Origin of the sequence: Paenibacillus sp. sptzw28, assembly GCF_019550795.1 — a bacterium.
Classification (GTDB): domain Bacteria; phylum Bacillota; class Bacilli; order Paenibacillales; family Paenibacillaceae; genus Paenibacillus_Z.
In genome coordinates this window covers 616,841-635,087 of record NZ_CP080545.1, presented here as the reverse complement: position 1 = coordinate 635,087, position 18,247 = coordinate 616,841, and the positions used below count along the sequence as shown (strand labels likewise).

16 protein-coding genes are annotated in these 18,247 nt (G+C 53.6%); 6 read left to right on the top strand and 10 right to left on the bottom strand.

The features are described 5' to 3' along the window. Nucleotides 1-33 precede the first annotated feature (33 nt). Nucleotides 34-2,490: a nitrite reductase large subunit NirB gene (nirB, locus tag KZ483_RS02970; protein ID WP_220351294.1), complete on the bottom strand. Its 2,457-nt coding sequence runs from the start codon at nt 2,488-2,490 to the stop codon at nt 34-36. 344 nt (nt 2,491-2,834) lie between these two features. Here nirB and KZ483_RS02965 point away from each other — a divergent pair, with 344 nt between their 5' ends. The 3 genes from KZ483_RS02965 to KZ483_RS02955 all read left to right on the top strand — a co-directional run bounded on the left by KZ483_RS02965 (nt 2,835) and on the right by KZ483_RS02955 (nt 5,156). Then, nucleotides 2,835-3,392: an ANTAR domain-containing response regulator gene (locus KZ483_RS02965; protein WP_220351293.1), complete on the top strand. Its 558-nt coding sequence runs from the start codon at nt 2,835-2,837 to the stop codon at nt 3,390-3,392. A gap of 356 nt (nt 3,393-3,748) precedes the next feature. Then, nucleotides 3,749-4,984, top strand: coding sequence for a nitrate/nitrite transporter (locus KZ483_RS02960; RefSeq protein ID WP_220353229.1), 1,236 nt, complete (start codon nt 3,749-3,751; stop codon nt 4,982-4,984). 13 nt (nt 4,985-4,997) lie between these two features. Further along, on the top strand, nt 4,998-5,156 hold the full coding sequence (locus KZ483_RS02955) for a hypothetical protein (protein ID WP_220351292.1): 159 nt from the start codon (nt 4,998-5,000) through the stop codon (nt 5,154-5,156). 53 nt (nt 5,157-5,209) lie between these two features. On the opposite strand, the gene KZ483_RS28270 is transcribed toward KZ483_RS02955, so the two are convergent. Beyond that, complete coding sequence (locus KZ483_RS28270; RefSeq protein WP_258881516.1) at nt 5,210-5,332, bottom strand: hypothetical protein; 123 nt, start codon at nt 5,330-5,332, stop codon at nt 5,210-5,212. Between KZ483_RS28270 and KZ483_RS02950 the strand changes: the two genes are divergently transcribed. Further along, complete coding sequence (locus tag KZ483_RS02950) at nt 5,331-7,511, top strand: molybdopterin oxidoreductase family protein (protein ID WP_220351291.1); 2,181 nt, start codon at nt 5,331-5,333, stop codon at nt 7,509-7,511. The genes KZ483_RS28270 and KZ483_RS02950 overlap by 2 nt on opposite strands. Nucleotides 7,512-7,777: 266 nt before the next feature. On the opposite strand, the gene KZ483_RS02945 is transcribed toward KZ483_RS02950, so the two are convergent. Together KZ483_RS02945 and KZ483_RS02940 are read right to left on the bottom strand one after the other, a co-directional pair. Beyond that, nucleotides 7,778-8,494 (bottom strand): class I SAM-dependent methyltransferase, encoded by a 717-nt coding sequence (locus KZ483_RS02945; RefSeq protein WP_258881515.1) that lies wholly within the window; start codon nt 8,492-8,494, stop codon nt 7,778-7,780. 114 nt (nt 8,495-8,608) lie between these two features. After that, nucleotides 8,609-9,274, bottom strand: a complete 666-nt coding sequence (locus KZ483_RS02940; protein WP_220351290.1) for a molybdenum cofactor guanylyltransferase — start codon at nt 9,272-9,274, stop codon at nt 8,609-8,611. A gap of 133 nt (nt 9,275-9,407) precedes the next feature. Between KZ483_RS02940 and KZ483_RS02935 the strand changes: the two genes are divergently transcribed. Then, nucleotides 9,408-10,439, top strand: coding sequence for a S66 family peptidase (locus KZ483_RS02935; RefSeq protein WP_309568633.1), 1,032 nt, complete (start codon nt 9,408-9,410; stop codon nt 10,437-10,439). Nucleotides 10,440-10,566: 127 nt separating this feature from the next. On the opposite strand, the gene KZ483_RS02930 is transcribed toward KZ483_RS02935, so the two are convergent. Next, complete coding sequence (locus KZ483_RS02930) at nt 10,567-12,543, bottom strand: glycoside hydrolase family 127 protein (RefSeq protein ID WP_220351289.1); 1,977 nt, start codon at nt 12,541-12,543, stop codon at nt 10,567-10,569. A gap of 128 nt (nt 12,544-12,671) precedes the next feature. On the opposite strand from KZ483_RS02930, the gene KZ483_RS02925 reads away from it, so the two are divergent. Then, a complete protein-coding gene (locus tag KZ483_RS02925) occupies nt 12,672-13,535 on the top strand; it encodes an AraC family transcriptional regulator (RefSeq protein ID WP_220351288.1) in 864 nt (287 codons plus the stop codon). 61 nt (nt 13,536-13,596) lie between these two features. Here KZ483_RS02925 and nikE read toward each other — a convergent pair whose 3' ends face one another. The 5 genes from nikE to nikB are packed head-to-tail and all read right to left on the bottom strand — an operon-like array spanning nt 13,597 to nt 18,241. After that, on the bottom strand, nt 13,597-14,418 hold the full coding sequence (gene nikE, locus KZ483_RS02920; RefSeq protein WP_220351287.1) for a nickel import ATP-binding protein NikE: 822 nt from the start codon (nt 14,416-14,418) through the stop codon (nt 13,597-13,599). Continuing rightward, a complete protein-coding gene (gene cntE, locus KZ483_RS02915) occupies nt 14,415-15,620 on the bottom strand; it encodes a staphylopine family metallophore export MFS transporter CntE (RefSeq protein WP_220351286.1) in 1,206 nt (401 codons plus the stop codon). The genes nikE and cntE overlap by 4 nt, the downstream gene beginning before the upstream one ends. Further along, nucleotides 15,617-16,447, bottom strand: coding sequence for a nickel import ATP-binding protein NikD (nikD, locus tag KZ483_RS02910; protein WP_220351285.1), 831 nt, complete (start codon nt 16,445-16,447; stop codon nt 15,617-15,619). The genes cntE and nikD overlap by 4 nt, the downstream gene beginning before the upstream one ends. A gap of 16 nt (nt 16,448-16,463) precedes the next feature. After that, nucleotides 16,464-17,288 carry a nickel ABC transporter permease subunit NikC gene (gene nikC, locus KZ483_RS02905; RefSeq protein ID WP_220353226.1) on the bottom strand — a complete coding sequence of 275 codons (825 nt, stop codon included), beginning with the start codon at nt 17,286-17,288 and terminating at the stop codon, nt 16,464-16,466. 8 nt (nt 17,289-17,296) lie between these two features. Next, on the bottom strand, nt 17,297-18,241 hold the full coding sequence (nikB, locus tag KZ483_RS02900) for a nickel ABC transporter permease subunit NikB (RefSeq protein WP_220351284.1): 945 nt from the start codon (nt 18,239-18,241) through the stop codon (nt 17,297-17,299). Between the last annotated feature and the right edge of the window lie 6 nt (nt 18,242-18,247).

Sequence of the window (18,247 nt, the reverse complement as noted above, 5' to 3'; positions counted from 1 at the left end):
CTCCTCTCGCCGCTCGGCAGCATGATATCGTTATTACAGACCCGTCGTTTCGCCGGTTGCTGCCGCTTCCGGACTGGTCGGTGCCGTCAGCGCATCAAATGCTTTGCGAAGATCGTCGCTTTCCACGATTTGCTGCCACGGATCCTTCATGAGTCCAAGTGTCTTGTCGATACGGCTGTTCAGGGCATCCCGATCCTCTTTGCTCTCCAGCGCCTTCTTCACGGTATCGAGACCGATACGCAGCGACCATTCGCTCGTCCGTTCATTCCAGTTGGCCGTTTCACGGTAGTATTGCAAATAGGCTCCTGTCCATTCCAGCACTTCTTCTTCCGTCTTCACCTTCGTAAGCAGGTCGGCTGCGCGTACCCGCGTACCGCCATTACCGGCTACGTAAATTTCCCATCCGCCGTCGATAGCGACAACGCCGAGATCCTTGATCGTCGCTTCCGCACAGTTACGCGGGCAGCCGGATACGGCAAGCTTCACTTTATGCGGCGTATTCAGGCGCTCGAACTTCTTCTCCATATCGATGCCCATCTTGATTGAATCCTGCGTTCCGAAGCGGCAGAAAGTGGAGCCGACACATGTCTTGACCGTACGAAGCGCCTTGCCGTAAGCATAGCCCGACGGCATATCGAGGTCTTTCCACATGCCTGGCAGGTCTTCTTTCTTGACGCCGAGCAGGTCAATCCGTTGGCCTCCGGTAATCTTGACGAGAGGCACTTTATATTTTTCGGCAACCGTGGCGATTTTCTTGAGATCCTCAGGCGTCGTAACACCGCCGTAGATCCGCGGCACTACCGAGAACGTGCCGTCCTTCTGAATATTCGCATGATTGCGCTCGTTAACGAATCTGGATTCAAGCTCATCCTCGTGCTCTTCCGGGAAGGCCATGCCGAGATAGTAATTCAGCGCCGGACGGCATTTGGAGCAGCCCTCGGGATTGTTCCACTCCAGTACATGCATCACTTCTTTTGTCGTCGTCAAACGCATGCGCTGAATGGCTTCGACCACTTCGTCGCGGGAATGCGCAGTACATCCGCAGATGCCTTCCTTGACCGCGGCGACGTTATCGACGCCGAGCGTGGTAGTCAGAATGGCTTCAACAAGCGGTTTACATCCGCCGCATCCTCCCGAGGCTTTCGTGCAGGCTTTGATCTCGCCGACGCTGACGCAGCCTTTTTCCGTGATTGCTTCGATTATCGTGTCTTTGGTTACGCCATTACAGCCGCAGACGATTTCATCTCCGCTCATGTTCGAAACCAGGTCCGCCGTGCTTACGGTTTGACCGCCGCCTGAAGGTCCGAACAGCACTTCCTTCTCACGGCCGGAGAAATCCTCACCGCTGCGGATGACCGAGAAGAGACGGGAGCTGTCGCTCGTATCGCCGAACAGTACAGCGCCTACTACCTTGCCGTTCTCGAATACTACTTTTTTATAAACACCCTCGAGGTCGTCCTGCACGCGTAGCGCTTTGGTGCCCGGCTCATCCGTAAACCGGCCCGCCGAGAACACGTTTACGCCCGATACCTTAAGCTTGGTCGAGACGACTGAGCCTTGGTAGCCATCGCTCTCAACGCCGGCCAGCTTCTTCGCCAGGATCGCGCCCTGCTCATACAGCGGGGCAACCAGGCCGTAGGCGATTCCGCGGTGCTCTGCGCATTCGCCGACCGCATGTATATTTGGAATGCTTGTTTGCAAATAATCGTTAACAACGATACCGCGGTTCACTTCAATTCCGCAGTCTTTCGCCAGCTGAACGTTCGGCTTGATACCGACGGCCATAACGATCAGATCGGCATCCACATGCGTACCATCCTTGAATTTAAGGCCGGCGACGCGTTTCTTGCCGATAATGGAATCCGATTGCTTCTCAAGCAGGAAATTCATTCCCTGGCTCTCAAGCTCCTTTTGCAGCAGCTTGGATGCCGTCGGGTCCAATTGACGCTCCATCAGGAAGTTGAAAATATGGACGACGCTCACTTCCATGTTCAAATTAACAAGGCCGCGCGCCGCTTCCAGTCCAAGCAGGCCGCCCCCGATAACAACGGCTTTACGATAGTTTTTCGATGCCTCGATCATCGTCTCGCAGTCTTTAATGTCGCGGAACGCGATGACGCCTTCTTTGTCCGCGCCCGGAAGCGGAAGCATAAACGGCAAGGATCCGGAGGCAATTACGAGCTCATCGTACTCGACCGTAATGCCTTTGTCGGTCTTGACAAGCTGTTTGGCGGTATCGATGCTTTCCGCCGTTTGACCGGCGTGCAGCAAAATATTGTTGTCGCGGTACCAGTCCCAATCGTTAAGGACGATATCCTGCATATTCGCATCGCCCGCAAGTACGGACGAGAGCATGATGCGGTTATAGTTAGGGTGAGGTTCAGCGCCTATAATAGTAATATCATAGCGGTGAGGGTTAAGCTTCAACAGCTGCTCTACGAATGAAACGCCTGCCATGCCGTTCCCGATCATGACTAATTTCTTCTTCATTAAAATCGCTCCTTTTACAACTTAAACGCTCATTTAAAAACATAAAAGCCCACCCCACCGCCATATGACGTGTAGGATAGGCTCCATTGCCGAAAAAGACCGCGGCACGCCGTTGTGCCGTCAAGTTGTACTTCCTGTATACAGTATAAAGGTGATCGCTATTCATGTCAATATAGTTTACACACTTAGAATACCCCTGTCTTTACATGTCCCAGCACGTGTCAAGTACCATTTTTTCCGTCGACATTGCTACTAAAGGTGTGTTATATTTTATTACACATTTGTATGCCGGGTCCTGAATTCGCTCAGGCTGACCGGCTCGCAAAACGAGGTGAACGGAAAAGATGTTAAAAGCGCTGCTTTATATAGAAGACGGAACGCACGCGATATCGATGCACAGCCTGCAGCAGAACTGCCGTACGCTGCACCATGCGAAAACGGTGGAGGAAGCGGAAAGCTGCATTAGTGTCGTCGATGCCGCCGTGCTTCACATACCGCTTGATAGGATGGCCGACTGGCAATCCACGTTGGCCGCAAAGCGCAAGCTTCCGATATTCTGGCTGTGCACGGAAAAGACGGTGCCCAAGGAAATCGAGTGGGGCTTTACACTGGACGGCGTCCTGTTCGGCTCCATGAATTCAATAGAAATGCAGTATGCTCTCAAGTGGGGAATACGCGTTTATCAGCAGCGTAAAAGATGGACCGAGGAGCGCGAGCAGCTGCTTCAGCGTCTGGAAGAACGCAAATGGATCGACCAGGCCAAAGCGGTCCTATGTGAGATTAAGGGCATATCCGAATCGGAAGCGTACGATTTCCTGCGGAAGCAGGCGATGAATGAGCGCAAACGGATCGGTGATATTGCCGCTTCTATTGTGAAAGTATACCAACTGATACACGGATAAACCGGGCAAAAGAAAAGTTAAATTTGTTTATGTTAGATATATTGACATACAGTTCACAACTCGCATATAATTCAATTAAGATCACAATGACGTGAATCGAAATAGTTATCAGCTTGCACACCGATGTGCCGCTGATTGGCAAAGAGGCCGAATTGCAGTTGACCACAACTGCAGTGCGGCCTTTTATTGTGTGAGGTGAGGTAACCTTACATCAGTAAGCAAAACAGCAGGATGCAGTACCAAAAACGGAGAGAAACCAGAGAGAAACAAAGAAACCAACGGGCAAGAGAGAAAGAAAGCATCACTCAAGAGAGAAAACAGAGACCTTACTACTGGAGAGGAGTTTTTAAAACATGATGGATCGGAAAAGCTTTTTGAAAAGCGGTCATACCCCCTCGTTGTTCAGCTCGTTTTTGTATTTTGATGTAAGCTTTATGGTATGGGTGCTTCTCGGACCACTCGTCGTTATTATTATGAATGACTACCCGATGGATGCGGCGCAAAAAGCGAACCTGGTCGCACTGCCGATTCTCGGCGGGTCTATCCTGCGGCTTGTCCTCGGATATTTGACTGATGTTATCGGACCAAAGCGGACCGGACAGCTCGGCCTGATCGTTACGATGGTCCCGCTTGTATGGGGCTGGCAGTTCGTCAACTCGCTTAATGAGCTTTACATCGTGGCCGTACTGCTGGGAATGGCCGGAGCATCGTTCGCCGCCGCGCTCCCGCTTGCAAGCAGATGGTACCCGCCGCAATACCAAGGCCTTGCCATGGGTATCGCGGGAGCTGGTAACAGCGGCACGATCTTCGCGACGCTGTTCGCGAACCGGCTGGCCAAACATTATGGCGACTGGCACACTGTATTTGGTCTCGCCCTAATTCCTGTCGCCATCACCTTCATCCTGTTCACCCTGCTTGCCAAGGACAGCCCGACACAGCCGGCGCCGCGCAAGCTTTCCGACTACGGCGCGGTACTTAAGCAGCGCGATACATGGATGTTCTGTATTCTGTACAGCGTCACGTTCGGCGGATTCGTCGGCATGGCCAACTACTTAACGATTTTCTTCAACACGCAATATGGACTGGATCCGGTTCGTGCGGCGGACTTTACGACTCTCTGCGTTATCGCAGGCAGCTTCTTCCGTCCGGTGGGCGGCTGGCTCGCGGATAAGGTCGGCGGTATCCGGATGCTTATGATTCTGTACGGAATTGTTGCGATCATGATGGCCAGCATTTCCACGCTTCCGCCGCTTTCGGTCATTACCGTTCTCCTGTTCGTTGGAATGATGGGACTCGGAATGGGCAACGGTTCAGTGTTCCAGCTTGTCCCGCAGCGATTCCAGAAGGAAATCGGCATCATTACGGGAATTGTCGGAGCAGCCGGCGGATTGGGCGGTTACTTCCTGCCGAAAATTCTCGGCAATCTGAAGCAATCCACCGGTTCGTACACGCCTGGCTTCCTTATTATCAGCGGTATAGCGCTCGTTTGCGTTGTCCTTATCTTTATCCTGCAGGGCTCCTGGAAGAAAACCTGGATCGGCAGCGGCGGTAAAGCCCGCTCCGACCAGGCGGCCATCCAAGCCACCTCTTAGGCGGACCAACTATATGGACGCCTTCGATTCCTTCGACGTTTTTGATTTGCTTGACGTCATGGATTGGTGGGGGACGGGAGATTCCCTTAGTCCAAACAATACTCGGTACAGCCCGGAGGAACTCGCCGTGAGCGCGAATGCCGAGGCTGCCGAGGCGAAACACATCGAGTGAATGCCGCACCCTGTTAAGGAAATCTGTGCGACTGAGCCGTTTGAGGCTCTGCTTTACAAACCGCCCCCGGGCAGCGGTCTTTCATCGAAACGCGGACGAAACATAGATGTTTCGTCCGCACGCCTGTCTTCATATACGACTTTGTTCATCTGAACACCAAACGGAGGGATTCTCATGGCTGCACCACCCATTGCCGCTGAACCGAATACCGGCCGCCTCCATTCCCATTGCTGCTATTGCAGTATGCAGTGCGGGGTCGATCTTATTCCATCCGGGAACGAGATCGGCTGGGAGGTTAAGCCGAGCCAGGACTTTCCGGTCGCGACCGGACGATTGTGCCAGAAAGGACTAAATTCCCTGGGACACGTCGTCCATCCGGAACGGCTCGTCGCGCCTATGCGCCGGGTTTCTTCCGCACTGCCGGGAGCACATTGGCATCAATCGGGCTGGGACGATGCACTTGACGATATCGCCTCACGTATCAAGTCGATTCAACAGAGTTACGGCAACGATGCGGTTTCGGTGTTCGGAGGCGGCTCACTGACGAACGAAGTGAGTTATTTGCTCGGAAAATTCACCCGGGTTGCGCTGCGCTCCAAATATATCGATTACAACGGCCGCTACTGCATGTCTTCCGCCGCCGCGGCCCAGATGAGGGCTTTCGGTGTCGACCGCGGAATGAACGTGCCGCTCGACGATATTCCGATGGCCAAATATATTATTTTGGCCGGAACGAATATCGCGGAATGCCAGCCGACTATGACGCCGTATCTTCTCGCCGCAAAGAAACAAAAGGCGGTAATCGTAACAATCGATCCGCGGCAAACGATGACTTCCAAGCTGGCTGACATTCACGTTAATTTGCAGCCTGGCTTCGATTCGGTATTCGTAAACAGCCTGCTGCACGTAATCGTGAACGAAGGACTGTATAATAAAGCGTACGTAGAGAATCACACGACAGGTCTTGAGGAAATTCGCGCGGCTGTTGAACACTTCTCGCCTGATACGGTATCCATGTATACCGGTATTCCCAAGGAAGTGATTCGGACGATCGCGCGCGGCTTTGCAAGAGCGGAGACCGGCATCGTGCTGACCGCGCGCGGACTCGAGCAGCAGGTGAACGGCGTCGAGCATACGCTGAACTATATTAATTTGTGTCTGCTCACAGGCAAAATGGGCAGGCCCGGATGCGGCTTCGGCGCCGTTACCGGTCAGGCTAACGGGCAAGGCGGCCGCGAGCACGGTCAGAAGGCCGATCAATTGCCGGGCTATCGCATGATTGACGATCCGGAAGCGCGCAAGCATGTGGCCGGTGTCTGGGGAATCGATCCGGACGAACTGCCGGGCAAAGGCGTCTCCGCTTATGAGCTGTTCGGTAAAATTCATGACGGCGAAATCAAAGCGATGATCGTCCTCGGCTCCAACCCGCTCGTCTCGAGCCCGAACAACGCCCGAGTGGCGGAAGCGCTGAAAAAGCTGGAGCTGCTGGTTGTCGTCGACATGTTCGAGACTGAAACTGCCGAATATGCGCATTGGCTGCTGCCGGGCTCTTCTTTCCTGGAGGCGGAAGGTACGCTTACTAACCTCGAAGGCAGGGTGTTCCACCGCGCCCGCGCGTTTGAAACGCCGGGAGAAGCGCTCGAGGATTATAAGCTAATCGGCAAATTGGCCGATCGACTCGGCCGGGGACAATATTTCCAATATGACTCGCCGGAGGCGATATTCGAAGAGCTTTGCCGTGCAACTGCCGGCGGTAAAGCCGATTACAGCGGTATGTCGTATGAGAGGATCAAAGAGCAGAAAGGGTTGTTCTGGCCTTGTCCGTCGGAAGACCACCCGGGAACGCCCCGTATGTTCGAGAGCGGTGTCTTCTACCATCCGGACGGCCGCGCCAAGCTTCACGGCATCACACCGAAGAAGCCGGCAGAGACGACGGATCGCGATTTCCCGTATATTCTCACGACCGGACGCGTGGGGAGCCACTATTTGAGCGGTACGCAAACACGTCGTACCGAAGCGCTCATGAAGAAGGCGCCTGTGCCAGTTGCGGAAATTCACCCGTCGGTCGCCGAGAAGATCCGGCTGCGTTTCGATGACCGCATCCGGCTGACCACCCGCCGCGGTTCGCTCGTGTTCGATGTGAAAATATCGAAAGAGATCCACCCTACGACGGTTTTTGTACCGTTCCACTGGGGAGGCGAGCATTCGATCAATTTGCTGACCAACGATGCGCTCCATCCGATCAGCCGGATGCCGGAGTTCAAAGTTTGTGCCACACGGATTGAGCGGGTGGCCCCCGAAACCGAAGACGTGACGGCCACTGCCGATACGGCTTCATCGGGCGCGCGCCGGTAACGATGCCTATCGTGATTGAGCTCTGAGAAATAAGCGGAAGGGTTGCGGCTAACCTACCCTTACTGCGATCGATGTTTTGCTGAAATTCAGGAAATATGAATATTGCGGGCGCGTTGCGCGCGGCAAGACGAGGACGGCGTCCGACCACTCCGCCGCTCTCCAATTGCGCCGCCCGTGCCCGCAAACAACAAAACCGGCTCGCCGTTGTGCGGGCCGGTTTTGTTGTTTGCGGAAGTCTTCCAGGTGGGCGTACTTGCCATACCCCATCAACAATCGCTTGCCCGCCCCGTCATGACGGCAAAATTGTAATGCTGATAAATACAATCGACATCCGTAAACCCGGCGCCCGATAACCACTCCAGCTGCTGCCGGACCGTTGCATATTTGTCCAGCTTCATTCTCTCAAGAGCCAACTCAAGGTCGTCCCGGGACAAACCGCTTTGCTGCACGCTTTCGATCCACTTTCTCTGATAATAATTTTGAACAGGCGGGGTAGCGCCGAGCACTTGATCGGCGTTAATGAACATCCCGCCATCGTTCAGCAGTTTGAACGCCTTCTCGTAAATCGCCTTCTTCTCCAAATCCTCAAGATGATGAATCGAGAGTGAGGAAATGATAAGATCGTACTTCTCGCGATAGACGTAATTCGAATAATCGGCGACAATAAAGCTCACATTCGAATACTGATTGAATCTCGCTCTGGCGATATCCATCATATTGGAGGAGAGATCGATAAGGGTAAGCTCGGCGTCCGGATATTTGCTCAGCATAAACGATGAGAAGAGTCCCGTCCCGGCGCCCAGATCCAATATTTTCGGGGCGCTCCCCTTGACCTGCGCATAGTCGGTCGGGGTATTATATAAATCGTCAAAGCGCGGTATCAGCATTCTCCTCTGCCGGTCATATACACCGGCAATTTCATCGAATTTGCTTTTGACTTCACGATTGCCGTCTTCTTTCATTACATATCCCTCGCTCTCCATGTTCTGATTTCATGATAAGCCGCGGCGAAGTTATTGTACAAATATATGATGTCTATTTTGTATATAGTTGTTACCTATAAGATATCAGGCTCGGCCGGGGGAATGTTTTCAGAGTCAATCAAACTCATTCCGTTGTTCAGAACTTCCCGAGACAAACTTTTCATACATCTCAGGCGTATTCAAATTTATAAAAGCCGCCTCTTCTTCGGCGGAAAGCTCCAATATTATAGTCTCAAGCTCACTCAGCATGGCCATGACACGCAGATCGTTCCACTTGAGCCGCTCCAGGAGCATCCTCGCAGTGCGTGTATGATATAGGGCGTGAAACGGCTGACCGCCGGTACGAATAACGTCCGGCTTGTTGTTTACCTCCTTCAAAGCCGCACGCTCAAGCATGCGGCGCAGCAGCGGCTCCGATAACACAGGCATATCGCAAGCCATGACGAAGGCATAGCCCGCCGGCAGCCCGGATAAGCCCGCATGCAGGCCCGCGAGCGGCCCGCAGCCCGGGTATTCATCCTGCACGAATCGGATCTGCGCTGCAAGACTCTCTCCCAGAGCAGCCCGGTACTTCTTCTCTTGCTCGTTGCCGCTCACCGAGACGGTTACGCTGTTCAGTCCGAGCGAGAGCATCCGCTCGGCAAGACGCCGCAGCAGCGGTTTGCCGCCGATATCCAGCAGCGCCTTATCCGTCCCCATCCGAGTGCTTTGCCCGCCTGCCAGTATAATTCCATACACCGGCAGCTCCCTGTATTTTTCCTCCGATAAATTACGGTCCATTCGTCACTCGCCCCCAGCCTGTTATGGATGATTGTACAAATGATTCCATTCCGGAGCAAGTAGATGATTATTGCTTTACAGATAAATCCAGCTGCCCTTATACTAGTCTGAACAATTAGAGGAGGTGCTGGCTGTGCCGATCATTTATCCGAAGCCGCTTCGAATAGGGGACACAATCGCCGTAACCGCTCCCTCAAGCGGTGTCGAACCCCATCTTCACCACCTGCTGCACCGCTCAAGAGAAGTTGTTGAACGCCTTGGTTATAACGTGACTGAGGGCGGAACAATATGGACCAACGACAAATGCGTCAGCGCTCCAGCCGCAGTAAGAGCGGAGGAGCTCCAGCAGTTTATGCTGGAGTCCGGTGTAAGAGCAGTTATCCCTCCATGGGGCGGTGAGTTTCTCATGGATATTCTGCCGCTTCTCGATTGGGAAGAGCTGGTGCGCCACCAACCGAAATGGCTGCTTGGCTTTTCCGATCTCAGCACCCTTATGTTTGCTTATACGCTCATAACCGGGCATGCCACGGCTCACGGTCCGAACTATATCGATATCGGCAGCAGTCAGGATGCGCTGACGACACGTTGGCTTGATGTCCTCGGGACCGCTGCCGGTGGAGAGATTGAGCAGCTCTCCTCCCTCAAGTATCAGTCTGAATGGGACTTTCCGAAGCCTGGGTTTCGGCTGGATACGGAAACCGAATGGAAAGTGCTAGGTCATGAACACGACCGGGAACGGCAAACAGCATTCTCCGGCCGGCTTCTCGGGGGATGTATGGATACGATCTCCATTCTGATCGGAACCCCTTACGCTCCGGTTGAACGCTTCGCGGCGGAATATGGCACCGAGACGGGGCTCGTCTGGTATCTGGAAAGCTGCGAGATGAATGCCGCGGATATTTACCGGCACCTGTGGCAGATGAAGCTGTGCGGTTGGTTCGAGAGCTGCAGCGGCCTTATCCTCGGCCGGCCCGCCGGCTACTCGCCGCATAAAAATTTCGAATTACAGGACGGGCTAAATGCCGTCTTCGGTTCGTTCAGCTTTCCGGTTATTTATGATGCGGACATCGGGCATGTTCCGCCCCAGCTGACCTTGGTGAATGGCGCTGTGGGGGATATCTCCTGCCGGAACGGAATAGGCGCGGTGAAGATGAGCTTCGTGTAAGAGCGGCGGCTCGAAGCGGCAGAGAAATATTAGAAAAAGAACCTGAAAAAATCTAGATTATTATGAAAAAAGCATCCTAGACCACCTAGGCGGTTCAGGATGCTTCTTTTCATACACTTACCCTATATTACTCGCTCGCTGTGCGGATCCAGACGATCATCTCGCCCTGCTCCCTGTTGCCCCATAAGTAATAGGGAACGGCTTTCAATTGAACCGGTTTCGATTTACCTGCCGAAGCCAGCGGACGATATAGGTCTTCGGATCCCGACCAGACAGCGCTATCCTCAGCGCGACCTTCTCCTTCGATGACAACGGCTCCGCCGAGCAGCCCGTCATCGAACTTCGCATCAAGCTTCGTATCCCGCAGGATCGATACAACTGTAAGCGGGCTGCCATTGTCTACGGCTTCCAAACAGTACACAAGCGGACCGCGTACGATTGCCGTTTTCCCTGCATTGGCGCGGACTTCGGGTCGTGCGGTAATTAGCTGCGTCTGCAGCTCCGGCTTCCACTCGATAACGTCACCTTTGGCCCACTGCCTCTCGATCAGAGCATAGCCGTCTTTAACCGAATAGTCGAATGGCAGACCGTTCAGCTTCATCTCGGCTTTACCCTCGCACCAGGCCGGGATCCGCAGTGCCAGTGTGAAGATTCCGTCCGTCTCGGGGTTAACCTCGAACTTCACATGATTATTCCACGGGAGTGAGGATTGCTGCTTCAATGCTATTTTACCGCCCTGAAGCTCGAGCTGCGCTTCGCTGCCGATGAACAGATGCGTATACACCGTATTGCGGTCAGCCGAAACGGTATAGATATAATCGTTCAGGGAGCTGAGCAGCCGCGCCACATTCGGCGGGCAGCAGGAGCAGCCGAACCATTTTTGCCGGACCGCTTTCACATGACGTCTGCTCGGATTGCGCTCGCTTGCTTCAGGCCAAACCTCGAGCGGATTCACATAGAAATATTGCTTGCCGTCAAGCGACATGCTGCCGATTACATTGTTGTAAAGTGCTCTCTCCAGCACATCGGCATACTCGCTCTTCGCTTCGAGCTGCAGCATGCGGTTGGCGAAGAATATGAGCCCGATCGAAGCGCAGGTCTCCGCGTAAATGGTATCGTTAGGCAGATCGTAGTCGAAGGAGAAAGCCTCCCCGTGATGCGTCGATCCGATGCCGCCGGTAATGTACATCTGCTTCTTGGTCGTGTTGTCCCACAACCGCCGGCACGCTTCCAGAAGTCCTTGATCACCCGAGAGCCTCGCGAGATCAGCCATTGCGGTATACATGTAAACCGCACGTACGGAGTGACCGACAGCAACCGACTGCTCGCGTACCGGCAGGTGACTCTGATTGTACTGCAGATCCGGCGACGGAGACGGCCCTTTCGCCCAGTGGCTCGTTCTTCCCCGTTTCTCCCATTCCTCTACCAAAAAGTGCGGTTTCGCACCCCGTTCATCAATAAAATATTGGCTCAGCTTCAAATAACGCTCTTCGCCCGTTGCCCGGTAGAGCTTGACAAGCGCCAGCTCGATCTCCTGATGGCCGTCATACCCCTTCAGCTTGCCGGGTTCAGGGCCGAACACGGAATCGATATGATCCGCGAATTTGCACATCACGTCAAGGAGCTTCCGCTTGCCCGTCGATTCGTAATAAGCGACTGCGGCCTCCATCATGTGACCGGCGCAGTACAGCTCGTGGGCGTCATTCAAGTTCGTCCACTCTTTGCCCGGTTCTTTTATCGTAAAATAAGTATTAAGGTAACCGTTTTCATGTTGAGCCTTGGCAATAAGATCGATTACTTCGTCCGCAGTCTGCTCCAGCTCGGAATCCGGGTGGTTCGCTAGTGAGTAACCGACTGCTTCAAGCCACTTGGCCACGTCGCTGTCTTGAAAAATAAACCCCCAGAACTCGCCTTCCTCCAGCCCTGCGGCTATCCGGAAATTCTTAATGGCGCGGCTCGGCTCAGCGTCCGGGATCCGGTCGTTCAGCGCATCCCATTGGTAAGGAATGACGGTGCTGCGGACAAGCTCCATATACTTATTCCAGAAACCGTCCTGAATGCGTACCTGACGGCTGTTCTGATGCTCACGTGTCGAAAGAGTCATCTTTTCCCCTCCAAAACATCAATATTTGATTGTTCCTTGATTTCAGTTTATCCTTATAAATAGAATCAAGATATAAATAATCTGAACCCGTTTTTATACTTTTTAACACTGGAGGCGATCCGCAAGCTATGAGCAGCACAAGCAGTCTGATTCGCATGGAAATACCGCCGGTTCCTTATTTCATTGCGGTCGGAATGACTGCCTTTGGGCCGGGAGGGCAGCACCCTAACCGCAGAAATTTGGGCATCTTCGATCTCATATGGATGGTAAAGGGGGTTCTTTATATCGCGGAAGAGGACAGGCAGTGGGAGTTGTCGGAGGGCCAGACGCTGCTTCTCCTGCCCGACCGGTTTCACTATGCGACGAAGCCTTGCGACGCGGAAACGGTGTTTTATTGGATTCACTTCGATTTCACCGGCGATTGGAGCGTCACTGAGGAATCCGCGGCTCCCGTTCCTCCAATCGGCCAGCCTTGGGCAAACCGTTATACCATTCAAATTCCGCAGTATACGGCTCAGCCATCTTCCGCAATGGCTCAGCATCAATTGCAAAGGTTCATGGATCTGTCGTCTGAAAACCGGTCAAACGCGTTCTGGAATCAGCAGCAGCTCTTCATGGATCTTCTACGGAAGCTGGAGGAGGGAGGAAGGAAGGGGAGCGCTTCTCCTGCCATGAAGCTGGCGGAGAAGACGGAAGCTTATATCAAACAGCATTATCAGGCCGATCTGACGAACGAGACGCTTGCTGAGGCGCTGCATTTTCACCCCAATTATATCGTCAGATGCATGAAAGAGGCTTACCACTGCACACCTATGGATTATTTGCACGAATACAGACTTGAGCAAGCGAAGCTGATGCTGATCAAGACCGAATGGCCGGTCGCGCAAATAGCCGAAACCGTGGGGTTCCGGCATACGCCTTATTTCTCAAGCTGCTTCAAGAAGTACGCCGGCATCTCTCCGCTGCGCTTCCGCAAGCAGTATTCGTCCTGACCCCGGTCAAATCCGACCGGATTTCTTCGCCACCGGATGTCTTTGGCCTACACAGCTTAAATTACCTCGAAGGCCTCGCTTTGTCCCGCCCCAGGGAGCGGTTACGAGGATGCTCCGAAAGCATGGACGAAAGCAGATTCTTCACTGCCGGATGCGTCGAGGCTGCAAGCCGGTCTTTGTCTCCCCGTTCGACCACTTCTCCGTTATCCATAACCGCCAAATCATCGGATATGGAGCAGGCTGCTTTAATATCGTGAGTGATGAACAAGAAAGAGAGGCCGAGCGTGGACTTTAATTCACCGAGCAGCGCCAGGATGCGCGTTTGATTCACCATGTCGAGGCTGCTTACCGCTTCATCCAGTACGATAAGCTTCGGCTTTAACGCAATTGCCCTGGCTATATTGATTCTTTGCAGCTGTCCGCCGCTGAACTCATGGGGGAGCTTGCGCATATCGTCGGAATGCAGTCCGACCCGCTCCAGCAGCTCTCCTACGGTCCGTCTCTGCTCATGCTGAGACAACCGCTCATAGTTGTCCAGCGGCTCCCCGATAATTTGTTCGGCTGTCATCCGCGGATTAACCGAAGAATAGCAGTCCTGAAACACCGCTTGCAGATCGCGGCGAAGCCGTCTGCCCGTCGGCCGGTCGGTATGAAATAAGTCGTGACCCTGAAAAAGTATGCGGCCGCTTCGCGGCTGTTCCAGCCCAAGGATCACTTTGCCCAGCGTACTCTTCCCCGCACCGCTCGCTCCCAGAAGCCCCAGACACAATCCCTGTTCGATGGATAGGGATACGTTTGAAAGCACTGAGCCCCGCCCGGCTTTCCGAAACGGATTTAATGCGCCGTAGGAATGTGAAACATCCCTCACCTGCAGAAGACTCATCCCCTCACCTCCCGATTCCTGGAAAACAGCAGGATCATCAACAGCGCCGATGCCCCGATGGCGATACATCCGGAAAACATCGTTTCATACGAATAAGCATTGGCGACGAGACTTAAGCCCCAGGTGCCGGCGGATGTTCCCAAATCGGCGGCAGCAATGAACCAGCCGATCCCCTTGCCTCTCGACTGCTCGGGAACGACGAAGGAAACGTAAGTCAGCAGCGCCGGATACAGCATGGATAAAGCTATTCCGCTGCAGACGGCTGCAAACACAAAGCCCGCAGGCGAATCGGCGTGACGAATCAAGGCCGAAGCGATCGTTATGAGCGATACAAGAACGGCTGCCATGTAAGCAGGGAAACGGCCATCTGTCCTTATGAATTTCCGGCCGAAGAAACGAAGCGTGATGAGTACGAGCGTCTCTGTAAGGAAATACAATCCGGCATAAGGTAGGTCTCGATTCGCAAGATAAAGCGGTAGAAAGGCCGCGACCGTGCCGATAACCGCAGAAGCCAGAAGCATGGTCACGGAAGGAAGAAGAAGCTCCCGGTCTCTCCAGCCCCGATAAGGAGCGCTGCGTTGAGCAGCCGCCGCTTGTTGGGCGCCCTGCTTCTCGTGCTGCGGCATCCTGATGTTCAATCCGATGAAGAGCGTCATGAGGCCAATGGGGATGAGTGCCGTGAAGATATAAGCCATAGGCACTCTATCTGCAAAGAAAAGCGTAAGGAACGGCCCGTACGTGTACGGGAGCATGGAAGAAAGCGAGAACAGGGACAGCCCCTGCCCGCGGGCTTTCTCCGGTAAAGCTTCGATGATCATGAGATGCAGTACCATGGAAACAAAGGACAGTATGACACCCTGCACGACCCTGAGCACGGCGAAAACCCACAGCTGTGCGATAAGATACATGGATAAGACGGCCACGTTCATTATGAGCGCCGCGACGAATATCCGCTTCGTGCCGAATTTATCGACAATATTGCCTGCAATAGGCCGTAGAAACATCGACGTAAACATATACGCGCCCATAATCAGACCGATCTGAGCCGGGCTTGCTCCAAGCGCATGCGAATTCAGCGGCAGCAGAATCAGCAGGGTGTGGCTGGTCGTGTAAAATAAAATGGATACAAGGTAGATCTGGATGGCCTTAAGACCAAACGGACGGGTCTGCGAAGCCATCACCCGCTGCTGCATGACATTCATACGGATACCGGCTCCTTGGACGATTCATACAAGTCAAGAACAGGTCTGGCATTAAGCAGCTGCTTCGTATATTCATGCCTCGGATGATCGAACAGCCGGTATACGTCCGCTTTCTCAACAATTCGTCCATGCTGCATAACGGCCACCTCGTCGGCCATTTCTGCAATAACGCCCAAATCGTGAGAAATAAGCAGTATCGACGTGCCGTATTCCGAACGAAGGCGGTCGAGCTGACGGAGCACCTGCAGCTGGTTGACCGCATCCAGCGCGGTCGTCGGCTCATCGGCAATAATAACGGATGGCCGCAGGCACATCGAGACGGCTATCATAACCCGCTGCAGCATCCCCCCGCTGAGCTGAAACGGGTACCTCCGCATCAGCTCGAGAGGCTTCGGCAGATTAACATCGTGCAAAGCGCCGGCAGCAAGCTCGGCCGCTTGTTTTTTGGTAAGAGCGGTGTGACTGCGGATCGTTTCGATGAATTGATCGCCTATCGTAAATACCGGGCTGAAGGCGTTCATCGGATTTTGCATGATCAGGGCGATCTCTTTTCCGCGAATGTCCCGCATTTCCTTAGGTTTAAGCCCGTTCAGCTCACGTCCGTTCAGCCGGACGCTGCCCTCGACGGTAGAGTTTTTGTGATCCAGCAGCTGCAGAATAGACAGACATGTAATCGTTTTGCCGCTGCCGCTCTCCCCGACAAGACCAAGAATACGGCCCGGTCTAAGCTCAAGATCAATGTTACGGACAAGGGGAAGCGTTCCCTTCTCCGTCTTCACCTTTACATGCAGGCCGCTGACCTGCAAAGGATTATGGGGTTGTTCCATCAAGAGCCTCAGTCCTTTATTTAAAATCCCGCTTGACGCCAAAGCGGTCCGATAAAGCTTCGCCCAGTACATTGAACGAGACAACGACGATCAGAATCAAAATTCCCGGATACAGCATCAGTTCCGGATTGCTTCGTATAAAGGCTTTTCCTTCGTGAATCATGGCTCCCCATTCCGGAGCGGGCGGCTGAATGCCAAGACCCAGGAACGAAAGGGCGGAGATGTCCATAATTGCCCATCCCATCTCCAGGGTTCCCATCACGGCGATCGGAGGAAGCACATTGGGGATTATATGCCGCCGGATGATTTTCCATTGCGAGGAACCGCTGATTCTGGCTGCTGTAACGAAATTCCGTTCCTTCAAGCTGAGGACCATGCCCCGGAACATCCTGGCGTAATATACCCACTGAACAAGCATCATCGCAAATATCACCTGAGTAAGTCCCGGGCCGAATATCCCGACAAGCCCCAGGATGAGCACAAGATTCGGAAACGCCATTACCCCTTCGCAAAATCGCATGAGCACAACATCGATTACACCGCCCTTATAGCCGGCGAATGTTCCGACAAGCAGCCCGATCCCGAGTGACGATATGAAGATCAGAGAAGCAAATCCTAACGATACGCGGGCGCCGTGCAGAAGACGTGACAGGATGCAGCGTCCCAAGTGGTCTGTCCCGAGCGGATACTCCCAGGACGGCGGCTGCAGCTTGAGCGCCAGATTCACTTGTATCGGATCATGCGGCGCGAGCCATGGAGCCAAGACGGTAATAATGAAAAGAATAATCAGGATGACCGAGCTTGCCAGAGCGGCCTTCGGACTCCTGAGGACGGTACGCATACTGGCAATCAATGGCCGGTTCTTCCTTTCAAGGAGATTCGCGGGTCAATCATCATTTGCAGTACATCCACGATCAGGTTGCACACGATGAACAGACATGCGGAAAGAAACACGTAGCACTGGATGACCGGTATATCCCGATTAAAGATCGCTTCGATGAAGAAACGGCCGAAGCCCGGCCAGGAAAAAACTTCCTCCACAATAATGGTGCCCGCGAGCAATTTGCCCATATTCATTCCCAGACCGGTGATCATCGGCGAAACGGCTATTTTCAGCACATGCTTGCCCATGATGACCTTCTCCCTGATGCCTCTCGTTCTGGCGTATAACACATACGGCTCCTGCATTTGCTCAAGAACGCCGGAGCGCAGCAGACGGGTGTAGATCGCAATAAGTCCCATCGCAAGCGTCAGCGACGGAAGGACGAGATGCACAATAGTGCCTCTTCCCTGCACGGGAAACAAATCCAGCTTCACCGACAAGAAATAGATCAGTAAATACCCGAGCCAGAACTGCGGCATCGAGGCGCCGAAAAAGGCGAGAAGCCGGCTCAAATGGTCGATAACGCTGTTTTTATAAAGCGCCGAGAAAAATCCGATCGGTATGCTTATAAGTACAGCCATGCAGATGCTGCTGAAGGCCAGTTGGAGGGTCGCCGGCATTCGGCGCTGAACCTCCTGCCAAACCGGTTCATTAGAAAGATAAGACGTGCCGAAATCAAGCCGGCACATCTTAATAAGGAACTGGGCATATTGAACTGGCAGCGGCCGGTCCAAACCGAATTCATGTCTCTTCTGAGCGATAAGCTCGTCGGTCGGATGGATGTGGGCCGCCACCAGATACGCTTCCGCCGGGTCGACCGGCGAGAGGCGGATCAGTATAAAAGAAAGAAGCGTGGCGAAGAAAAATATAGGTATGACGGCGAGGAGCCGTTTTAGGGTAAAGCTGAACATGCAGTG

What these genes read in the sequence shown, in the direction of transcription:
- nirB (WP_220351294.1), bottom strand. Translation starts at nt 2,490, where the DNA reads ATGAAGAAGAAATTAGTCATGATCGGGAACGGCATGGCAGGCGTTTCA.
- KZ483_RS02965 (WP_220351293.1), top strand. Translation starts at nt 2,835, where the DNA reads ATGTTAAAAGCGCTGCTTTATATAGAAGACGGAACGCACGCGATATCG.
- KZ483_RS02960 (WP_220353229.1), top strand. Translation starts at nt 3,749, where the DNA reads ATGGATCGGAAAAGCTTTTTGAAAAGCGGTCATACCCCCTCGTTGTTC.
- KZ483_RS02955 (WP_220351292.1), top strand. Translation starts at nt 4,998, where the DNA reads ATGGACGCCTTCGATTCCTTCGACGTTTTTGATTTGCTTGACGTCATG.
- KZ483_RS02950 (WP_220351291.1), top strand. Translation starts at nt 5,331, where the DNA reads ATGGCTGCACCACCCATTGCCGCTGAACCGAATACCGGCCGCCTCCAT.
- KZ483_RS28270 (WP_258881516.1), bottom strand. Translation starts at nt 5,332, where the DNA reads ATGAGAATCCCTCCGTTTGGTGTTCAGATGAACAAAGTCGTATATGAA.
- KZ483_RS02945 (WP_258881515.1), bottom strand. Translation starts at nt 8,494, where the DNA reads ATGGAGAGCGAGGGATATGTAATGAAAGAAGACGGCAATCGTGAAGTC.
- KZ483_RS02940 (WP_220351290.1), bottom strand. Translation starts at nt 9,274, where the DNA reads ATGGACCGTAATTTATCGGAGGAAAAATACAGGGAGCTGCCGGTGTAT.
- KZ483_RS02930 (WP_220351289.1), bottom strand. Translation starts at nt 12,543, where the DNA reads ATGACTCTTTCGACACGTGAGCATCAGAACAGCCGTCAGGTACGCATT.
- KZ483_RS02925 (WP_220351288.1), top strand. Translation starts at nt 12,672, where the DNA reads ATGAGCAGCACAAGCAGTCTGATTCGCATGGAAATACCGCCGGTTCCT.
- nikE (WP_220351287.1), bottom strand. Translation starts at nt 14,418, where the DNA reads ATGAGTCTTCTGCAGGTGAGGGATGTTTCACATTCCTACGGCGCATTA.
- cntE (WP_220351286.1), bottom strand. Translation starts at nt 15,620, where the DNA reads ATGAATGTCATGCAGCAGCGGGTGATGGCTTCGCAGACCCGTCCGTTT.
- nikD (WP_220351285.1), bottom strand. Translation starts at nt 16,447, where the DNA reads ATGGAACAACCCCATAATCCTTTGCAGGTCAGCGGCCTGCATGTAAAG.
- nikC (WP_220353226.1), bottom strand. Translation starts at nt 17,288, where the DNA reads ATGCGTACCGTCCTCAGGAGTCCGAAGGCCGCTCTGGCAAGCTCGGTC.
- nikB (WP_220351284.1), bottom strand. Translation starts at nt 18,241, where the DNA reads ATGTTCAGCTTTACCCTAAAACGGCTCCTCGCCGTCATACCTATATTT.